The organism is Vulcaniibacterium thermophilum, assembly GCF_007923255.1.
GTDB classification, from domain to species: Bacteria; Pseudomonadota; Gammaproteobacteria; order Xanthomonadales; family Xanthomonadaceae; genus Lysobacter_F; species Lysobacter_F thermophilum.
The window spans coordinates 1-7,768 of the sequence record NZ_VOHJ01000060.1; the positions used below are offsets into that span (position 1 = coordinate 1).

At 72.3% G+C, this 7,768-nt stretch carries 7 protein-coding genes; 3 read left to right on the top strand and 4 right to left on the bottom strand.

From position 1 onward, the window contains the following. The first annotated feature begins 443 nt into the window (after window positions 1–443). Window positions 444–965: a hypothetical protein gene (locus FQY64_RS14265; protein WP_146475356.1), complete on the top strand. Its 522-nt coding sequence runs from the start codon at window positions 444–446 to the stop codon at window positions 963–965. Here FQY64_RS14265 and FQY64_RS14270 read toward each other — a convergent pair. The 4 genes from FQY64_RS14270 to FQY64_RS14285 form a co-directional block, all read right to left on the bottom strand. Beyond that, complete coding sequence (locus tag FQY64_RS14270) at window positions 962–1,696, bottom strand: 2OG-Fe dioxygenase family protein (protein ID WP_146475358.1); 735 nt, start codon at window positions 1,694–1,696, stop codon at window positions 962–964. The genes FQY64_RS14265 and FQY64_RS14270 overlap by 4 nt on opposite strands. Continuing rightward, window positions 1,693–2,091, bottom strand: coding sequence for an MAPEG family protein (locus tag FQY64_RS14275; protein WP_146475360.1), 399 nt, complete (start codon window positions 2,089–2,091; stop codon window positions 1,693–1,695). Before FQY64_RS14275 ends, FQY64_RS14270 begins: the two co-directional genes overlap by 4 nt. A 710-nt stretch (window positions 2,092–2,801) precedes the next feature. Continuing rightward, window positions 2,802–4,514 carry a M28 family metallopeptidase gene (locus FQY64_RS14280; protein WP_146475362.1) on the bottom strand — a complete coding sequence of 571 codons (1,713 nt, stop codon included), beginning with the start codon at window positions 4,512–4,514 and terminating at the stop codon, window positions 2,802–2,804. A 132-nt stretch (window positions 4,515–4,646) separates the two neighbouring features. Beyond that, the gene (locus tag FQY64_RS14285; RefSeq protein ID WP_186761038.1) at window positions 4,647–5,312 is read right to left on the bottom strand and encodes a DUF4097 family beta strand repeat-containing protein; all 666 of its coding nucleotides are present in this window, start codon (window positions 5,310–5,312) and stop codon (window positions 4,647–4,649) included. Between the two features lie 143 nt (window positions 5,313–5,455). On the opposite strand from FQY64_RS14285, the gene gpmI reads away from it, so the two are divergent. Beyond that, window positions 5,456–6,997 carry a 2,3-bisphosphoglycerate-independent phosphoglycerate mutase gene (gene gpmI / locus FQY64_RS14290; RefSeq protein ID WP_276508314.1) on the top strand — a complete coding sequence of 514 codons (1,542 nt, stop codon included), beginning with the start codon at window positions 5,456–5,458 and terminating at the stop codon, window positions 6,995–6,997. Next, window positions 6,994–7,768, top strand: a 775-nt coding sequence (locus tag FQY64_RS14295) for a murein hydrolase activator EnvC family protein (protein ID WP_425476675.1), incomplete at its 3' end; no start/stop codon positions are given. The genes gpmI and FQY64_RS14295, both read left to right, overlap by 4 nt.

A 7,768-nucleotide genomic window follows, 5' to 3' on the forward strand; every position in this document is an offset into this window, starting at 1 on the left:
AAATGCACCGCCAGCGCCAAGGCACAGGCGCGCTGCCAAGCGATCGCCCCGCCGCCCCGCGCCGGCGGCGCGTGCCCTCACCCCAATCCCCCAGCCGGCCCGCCGCAGCGCGGCGGCGTTCGTCGGTTCGTGTACCGGCGACTCGCAAGCGCGCCCGCCCCGCCCCGCGAGCGGAAGAGGGGGGTAATGAGCCGGGCCCTTCGGTGTGTCGTTGGTGCGCCCGGCGCTTCACCGCAGTCGCGGCGGCGGGTTTTCGTTGGCGCGGTAGTTTGGCAGTGCGGCAGCGCCGGGGCCTGCGCGGGGGAAAAGGAGGCGAGAGCGGTCGGCGCAGGGCAGCGCGTATGGCGGTGCGCCCGGATGGCACCAGGACGCGTTGTTGGCGAGACTCGTGCGGTGTGGAGCGCACGGGAACGGGAGGGCCGATGGCGGTAGGGAGGTCGAGCTTGCCGGTGCGAGCCGGGCGGAAGCGCGGCGGCAGCGCGCGCGCGCTGGCGGCTGCGTTGCTGATGGTGGCGGGCGCCTGCGTGGCGCGGCAACCGCGCGCCGATATCGAACTGCGGCTGGTGGAGGCGGGGCCGTGCGAGGCGTGCCGGCGCGAGCCCGCCTTGGACGAAGCGGTGGCGGGCGAGGCGCATCTTCGGCCTGCCGTTGCGACCGGGGCAGACCTCGGCGCTCTGCAGGGCGCGGTCGATGAGGAGGGGCGCTTCGTTCTGCTCGGCGAGGTGGAAGCGGCGACGGCGGCGCGGATTGCGGCGGCATTGGCCGCACATCCGGACCGGCCGTTGGCGGTCGTGGTCGAAGGGCGCGTGCTGTCGGTCGCGAAGGTCGAGGCGCCGTTGGCCGGGCGCTTCGTGCTGGCGTTCGGGGCGGACACAGCCGCCGAGCTGCACGATCTGCTGGATGCGTCGACCGTCGAACCGGAAACGCGCCACGGTGCGGGTGACGGCGCTGAAGCGGTGCGCTAATGCCCGTCCTCGCGGCGGAAGGTGACGCCAAGCACGTCGCGGCAGGCGGGTTGGGCGGGATCGAGCGGGCTGACCGCGGTGACGCCGTGCAGGACGCGATGGTCGTCGACCAGGGCGGCGTCGAACGGCGTGGTGAGGGTGAAGCTGCCGACCTCGCGGCCGTCCTCGACGCGGTAGATGCCGGTGGTGCCGCTGGCGATGTTGTCGCGGCGGATCAGCAGGACCAACACGTAATCGACGCCGTCGCGGTGGCGGCCCTCGGGGGTCGGTTCGCCCGCGTGGCCGGGCGTGGCTTCGATGCGGAACTGGTGCGCTTCGACCTGCCAGGCGCGGACGTCGGGTGCGAGCCGATCGAAAACGCTGCGCGCGAAAGCGAGGATGCAGCGCAGGCTGGCGCCGTCGGCGATGCCGTCCTCGATCGGCGCGAACCAGCGCTCGATGCCGCCCTGCAGCGGGTTGTAGTCCAGGCTCTGATAGTGCGGACGATGCGGGGCGCGCTCGATGGCGCCGTCGCGCGTGGCGCGGTACGCGCCGTGGCGGCGGCGGCGCGCACGGCCGGTGCGGGCGAGGTAGGCGTCCGGCTCGAGCCGGTCCCAGCTCCCGGCGAATGCGGCCCAGTCCGAGAGCGGCGCCTGCTGCTCCAGCAGCGCGCGCATCGCCGGCGCGTGCACGAAGGTGAAACCGGCGTCGGCCACGGCGCGATGCAGAAGATCAAGCGCGCTCAGGCTCATGCGGCCACCGCGAGGATCGCCTGCGCCATCAGCACGACGACGCACACGAAGCCGCCGAGCCAGGCGAGGCTGCGCAGTGCGGCGCGGCCGGCGAGATAAAGCACGCCGTGCAGGAGGCGGAAGACGACGAACACGATCGCCAGCAGTGCGATGCGCGCGGGGGCGATCCCCGCCTGCTGCGCCATCAGCACGGCCGCGGCGAACGGCGCGAACGCCTCGAACGCGTTCAGATGCGCGGCGTGGGCGCGCTGCACGCGCGGGTCGTCCTGACGCGCGATCCAGCCGCGCGGGTCGCGGTTGTCGTAGCGCTTGCCGCGCGTCTTGGCGATCACCGTCCACAGGTACGGCAGCAATGCGGCGATCAGGATGCAGAAGTAGGCGGTGGCGAGGGTCATGCGTGGCGGCCGTGGGGTGGGATATGAAGGGTAGCGCGCCGGGTGCTTCGACGAGCGAGCCGTGGGTCGGGTCTTTGCTCGACGCATGTCCTGGCGTGTCGGGCATGCGGCGAGGCTGTCTGGCGAACGTCCATGGATGCCCGCTTGCGCGCACTGCTGTCCGGAATCCGGCCAGCCTTGTTGCTCGTCATCCCCCGCGTGCGCGGGAACGACGACAACAGGCATCCGGGCATCGACACACGACGCCAGGCGCGCCAACTGCCGCGCACTCCCGCACGGCGCCGCTCTCCGGCTGCTGCTCCCCACGTTCTGCGGCACAGCAGTGCGCTTGCGCGGGGATGACGGGAACCCGTTATCCAGCGAAGCGGGATTCGATCGTTGCGGCGTGAGCCCGTCTTGCCGTCTGTGAGTCGGGCCGTGCGGTGTGGAAGGGGACGGAAAATGGGCTCCGGCCTTCGCCGGGGCGACAGCGGCAAACGCGTGGCGCGTCGCGCGACTGCTGCGGTGGCGAACGTCCATGGAGCTCCGCTTGCGCGGGCAACCCGTCGTCGCGGCGAAGCGGAAGCCCTCCTTTGCGGCGTGAGCTCGTGGGCGTGTCGTGCAAGAGTCTCGTGCCGGCGACTTGCCGTGCCCGGTGTTTCGACCCTCCGACAACGCGACGCCCCGGCTGGCCGGGGCGTCGACGGTGGCGCGTGGCGCTGCTGCGCGGCCTATTCCGCCCCCGCGCGCAGCTTGTCCTGCGCGGCGCGGAAGGCGTTGCCCTCGTAGAAGCGCGGCCAGCGCTCGCTGCCGGCGAGGGTGCGGCCGACCGCGTACAGCGCCTCCAGATCCTGGATCACGCCATCGAGCTTCCAGGCCGGGTCGAACTCGTCGTCGGGCTTGTGGTAGCGCTGGTCGCGGTAGGCGGCCTGCGCGGCGGCACCGGCCTGCGCGCCGCCTTCGAGCAGGTCGTCGCCGCCCTTGGCGTAGAGCGCGGGCACGCCGGCCTTGACGAAGTTGAAGTGGTCGGAGCGGAAGTAGAAGCCGCTTTCCGGCGAGGCCTCCTCGCGCAGCACGCGCTGCTGGGACTCGGCGATCGGCTTGAGGATGTCCTCCATCTCCGAGTTGCCGAGGCCGATCACGGTAATGTCGCGCGACTTGCCGATCACCGGCATCGCATCGAGGTTGATGACGCCGACGATCTTCTCCAGCGGCACCGTGGGATGCGCGACGTAGTACTTCGAGCCGAGCAGGCCGGATTCCTCCAGCGTCACCGCGACGAACAGCAGCGAGCGGTCCGGCGCCGGCGTCTGCTTGCTGAAGGCTTCGGCGATCTCGAGGATGCCGGCCACGCCGGTGGCATTGTCGACCGCGCCGTTGTAGATGTCGTCGTCGCCGGCGGCGGCTTCACCCTCGTGGCCGTGCTTGCCGAGGTGGTCCCAGTGCGCCATGTAGACGATGGTCTCGTCGGGGCGCTTGGCGCCCGGCAGCAGCGCGACCACGTTGCGCGAGGTCTTCTCGGCGATGGTGCTCTTCAAGGTCAGCGAGGCCTGCGCGTCGAGCGGGAGCGGCTTGAATCCCGGCTTGCCGGCCGCCTTGTAGAGCGCGTCGAGATCGTGCCCGAGGTCCGCCAGCAACTGACGCGCCTGCGCCGCGCTGAGCCAGCCCTGGAACGGCAGGCGCGGCTCGGGGTCGTCCTTCACCGGCAGGTCGAATTGCGCGCCGGACCAGGAGTTCTTCACCACGTCCCAGCCGTAGGAGGCGCCGGCATCGTCGTGGATGATCAGCGCGCCGGCCGCGCCCTGACGGGCCGCTTCCTCGAACTTGTAGGTCCAGCGGCCGTAGTAGGTCATCTTCTTGCCTTCGAACAGCGACGCCTCGCCGCTGTGGAAGCCCGGGTCGTTGACGAACATGACGACGACCTTGCCCTTCACGTCGACGCCGGCGTAGTCGTTCCAGCCGCGCTCCGGCGCGTTGACGCCGTAACCGACGAACACCAGCGGCGCGTTCTCCACCTTCACTTCCGCCTGGCCGGTGCGGGTGCCGACGACCATGTCGGTGCCGAACGCCAGCGTGCGCGGTTGCCCCTTCACGGTGAGGGTGAGCGCGGTCGCGGGGTCCGCGGTGCTCTCCACCATCGGCACGGTCTGGAAGTAGCTGTCGCCGTTGCCGGGCTTGAGTCCCATGCGGCGGAACTGCGCCTCGAGGTAACGCACCGTCTTCTCCTCGCCGGCGCTGCCGGGCGCGCGGCCCTCGAACTCGTCGGAGGCGAGCGTCTTCACGTGCTCGGCGAAGTCGGCCGCCGTGATCGCCGGCGCGAACGCGTGCGCGGCGTGCTGCGCCGCCGGGGCAGGGGCGGGGGCGGGCGTGTCGGCCTCGCGCTTGCAGGCCGGCAGCAGCAGGGCGGCGGCGAGGGCGGGCGCGAGCAGCGGAATGCGGGTCATGGGCTCTCCGGCGTGCGGCAGGGAAAGCCGATTCTACGTGCGGACCCCGGCCGGCGCGCTTTGCCGCACCCGGGCAAAGAAAGGGGCCGCGGTGGCGGGGGTAGCCGACCGCGGCCCAGGGGAGAGAGAAACTCAGTCGTTCTGGGTATCGGGAGGCGTGGGACCATCGAAGCGGATCGCCTGCGCGCCGGTGATGGGGCCGGTCCTGGCGGTGCGGTGGACGTACAGCACGACCTTGCGCTCGAACACCAGCGGCCCGTCCACGCGCGCGTCGGGGCCGATGATCACGCGCGGATCGCGCTGCGGCCGCCAACTGATGTTGACGTTCGGCTTCTGGTAGCGCAGGCCGCCCTTGACGTGCGAGCCGATGCCGACGGTGACATCGCCGTTGACGGTGGACAGATCGCCTTCGACGGTCGTGCGCACCAGGCCGATCGCGCCGTTCACGGTTTCGATGTCGCCGCTCACCAGTCCGCCACGATCGACGAAGATGCCGCCGTTGACCGTTTCCAGCGGGCCGCCGACGACCACCTTCTCGCCGGTGCGGATCGAACCGTTGACCGTCTCCAGCCCCCCGGTGCGCGCGTCGTCGCCGACGCGGATGCTGCCGTTGACCGTTTCCGCCTTCTCCACCGTGGCCCGATCGCCGATGCGGATGCTGCCGTTGACGGTCTCCAGCCTGCCGTAGGTCTGGCCGGCTTCGGCGGTGATGCTGCCGTTGACCTTCTCGATGTCCGGACCGGCCGCGTGCGCGGCGAAGGCGAGGGTGAGCGTGGAGACGAGGACGAGCGGTCGCAGATGCATGGGGTCGGCCCTGTGGGAATGTCCTGGCTTGGATGCGCCGCGCGGTCCAGGGGTTTAAGGGGCCGTGCGGAGGGCAGGGCTACAATCGCACCCCGGCGCAGGCGTGCCGCCTGCATGAAGTCACTAGGACGAACGTCGTGGCCCAACCCACCCCCCTGCGTCCCAAGCCCGTGGTGCTGCTGATCCTGGACGGCTGGGGCCATCGCGAAGATCCCACCGACAACGCGCTGGCCGCCGCCGAGCTGCCCAACTGGCGCCGGCTGTGGGCCGAATGCCCGCACACGCTGATCCACACCGAAGGCCGTCACGTCGGCCTGCCCGACGGGCAGATGGGCAACTCCGAGGTCGGGCACATGAACCTCGGCGCCGGGCGCATCGTCTATCAGGACCTCACCCGCATCGACGCGGCGATCGAGGACGGCAGCTTCTTCGCCAATGCCGAGCTGCGTGCGGCGTGCGCGGCCGCGCGCGAGGCGAACGGCACGCTGCACGTGATGGGCCTGCTCTCGCCCGGCGGCGTGCACAGCCACGAGAACCACATCTTCGCCATGCTCGAACTGGCGCGCCGCGAGGGCGTGCCGCGGGTGGCGGTGCATGCGTTCCTGGACGGCCGCGACACCCCGCCGCAATCCGCCGAGCCCAGTCTGGTGGCGTTGCAGCAGGCGTGCGCGGCGGTCGGCAACGCGCGGGTGGCGAGCGTCGGCGGCCGCTACTACGCGATGGACCGCGACAAGCGCTGGGAGCGCGTGCAGCAGGCCTGGAACGCGATCGTCGAGGCCGACGCGCCGCACGTCGCCGGCGACCCGCTCGCGGCGCTGGCGGCGGCCTACACGCGCGGCGAAACCGACGAATTCGTCGCGCCGACGGTGATCGTCGGCCACACGCCGATGCGCGACGGCGACGCGGTCGTGTTCATGAACTTCCGCGCCGATCGCGCGCGCCAGCTCACCGCGGCGTTCGTGGCGCCCGACTTCGCCGGCTTCAGCGCGCGCCGCCCGCGGCTGTCGCGCTTCGTCTGCCTGACCGAGTACGACGCCAAGCTGCCCGCGCCGGTGGCGTTCGCGCCCGACGATCTGCGCAACACGCTGGGCGAACTGCTCGCGGCGCACGGCCTCACCCAGCTTCGCATCGCCGAGACCGAGAAGTACGCGCACGTGACGTTCTTCTTCAGCGGCGGCCGCGAAGCGCCCTATCCCGGCGAGGAGCGCATCCTGGTGCCGAGTCCGAAGGTGGCCACCTACGACCTGCAACCGGAGATGAGCTGTCCGGAAGTGACGGCGAAGCTGGTGGACGCGATCCGGACGCAGCGCTACGACGTGGCCGTGTGCAACATCGCCAACCCGGACATGGTCGGCCACACCGGCAACATGGCGGCGGCGGTGCGCGCCGCGGAGGCCGTCGATGCCGCGCTGGGCGCGATCGCCGCCGCGGTGCGCGAGGTCGGCGGCGCGCTGCTGGTCACCGCCGACCACGGCAACCTCGAGATGATGCGCGACCCCGACACCGGCCAGCCGCACACCGCCCACACCGTCGGCCCGGTGCCGTTCGTCTACTGCGGCCCGCGCCCGGCGCGGCTGCGCGACGGCGGCGCGCTGCGCGATGTCGCCCCCACCCTGCTCGATCTGCTCGGACTGCCGCAGCCGCCGGAGATGACCGGCCGGAGCCTGCTGCTCGGATGAGCCGCGCCGCGCTCGTTCCGCTGCTCGCGCTCGCGCTCGCGTTGCCGGCGCCGGCGCAGAACAGCCGCGAGGCCGAACGCAAGCTCGCGCAGGCCAGGCGCGAGCTGCAGGCGGTCGCCGCCGAGCGCCGCAAGCTGGAGAACGAACGCGGCGATGTCTCGCGCCGGCTGCGCGCGGCCGACGAGAGCGTCGCCCGCTCCGCCCGGGCGCTGCGCGAACTCGAGCAGCAGGTGGCGCGCGAACAGGCGGAATACGAACGCCTGCAGGCGCGCCGCGCGCAACTGGCGGGCGATCTCGACGCGCGCCGCGCGGAGCTGGCGCGACTGGTGCGCGCCGCCTACGCCCAGCGCGAGGCCGCCCCGCTGAAGGCGCTGCTGGCGCAGGACCGCATCGCCGACGCGCAGCGCGCGCTCACCTACCAGCGCTACCTGCAGCGCGAGCGCGCCGCGCGCATCCGCACGCTGACCGCCGAGCTGCAGCAGGTCGAGCGGCTGGAGGCCGACATCGCCGCCCGCCGCGAACAGCTCGCGCGCATCCGCGAGCGGCAGCGCCTGCAGCTCGCGCAGCTCGAGCAGGACCGCCGCCAGCGCGCCGCGCTGATGGCGCGCATCGATCGCGAATACCAGGATCGCCGCCAGCGCGAGCAGGCGCTCGGACGCGACGTGAAGGGGCTGCAGGATCTGCTCGGCCGTCTGCGCGCCGCCGCCGCGCGCGCCGAGGCCGCGCGGCGCGCCGCCGCCGAACGCGAACGCCGGCAGGCCGCGACGCGGG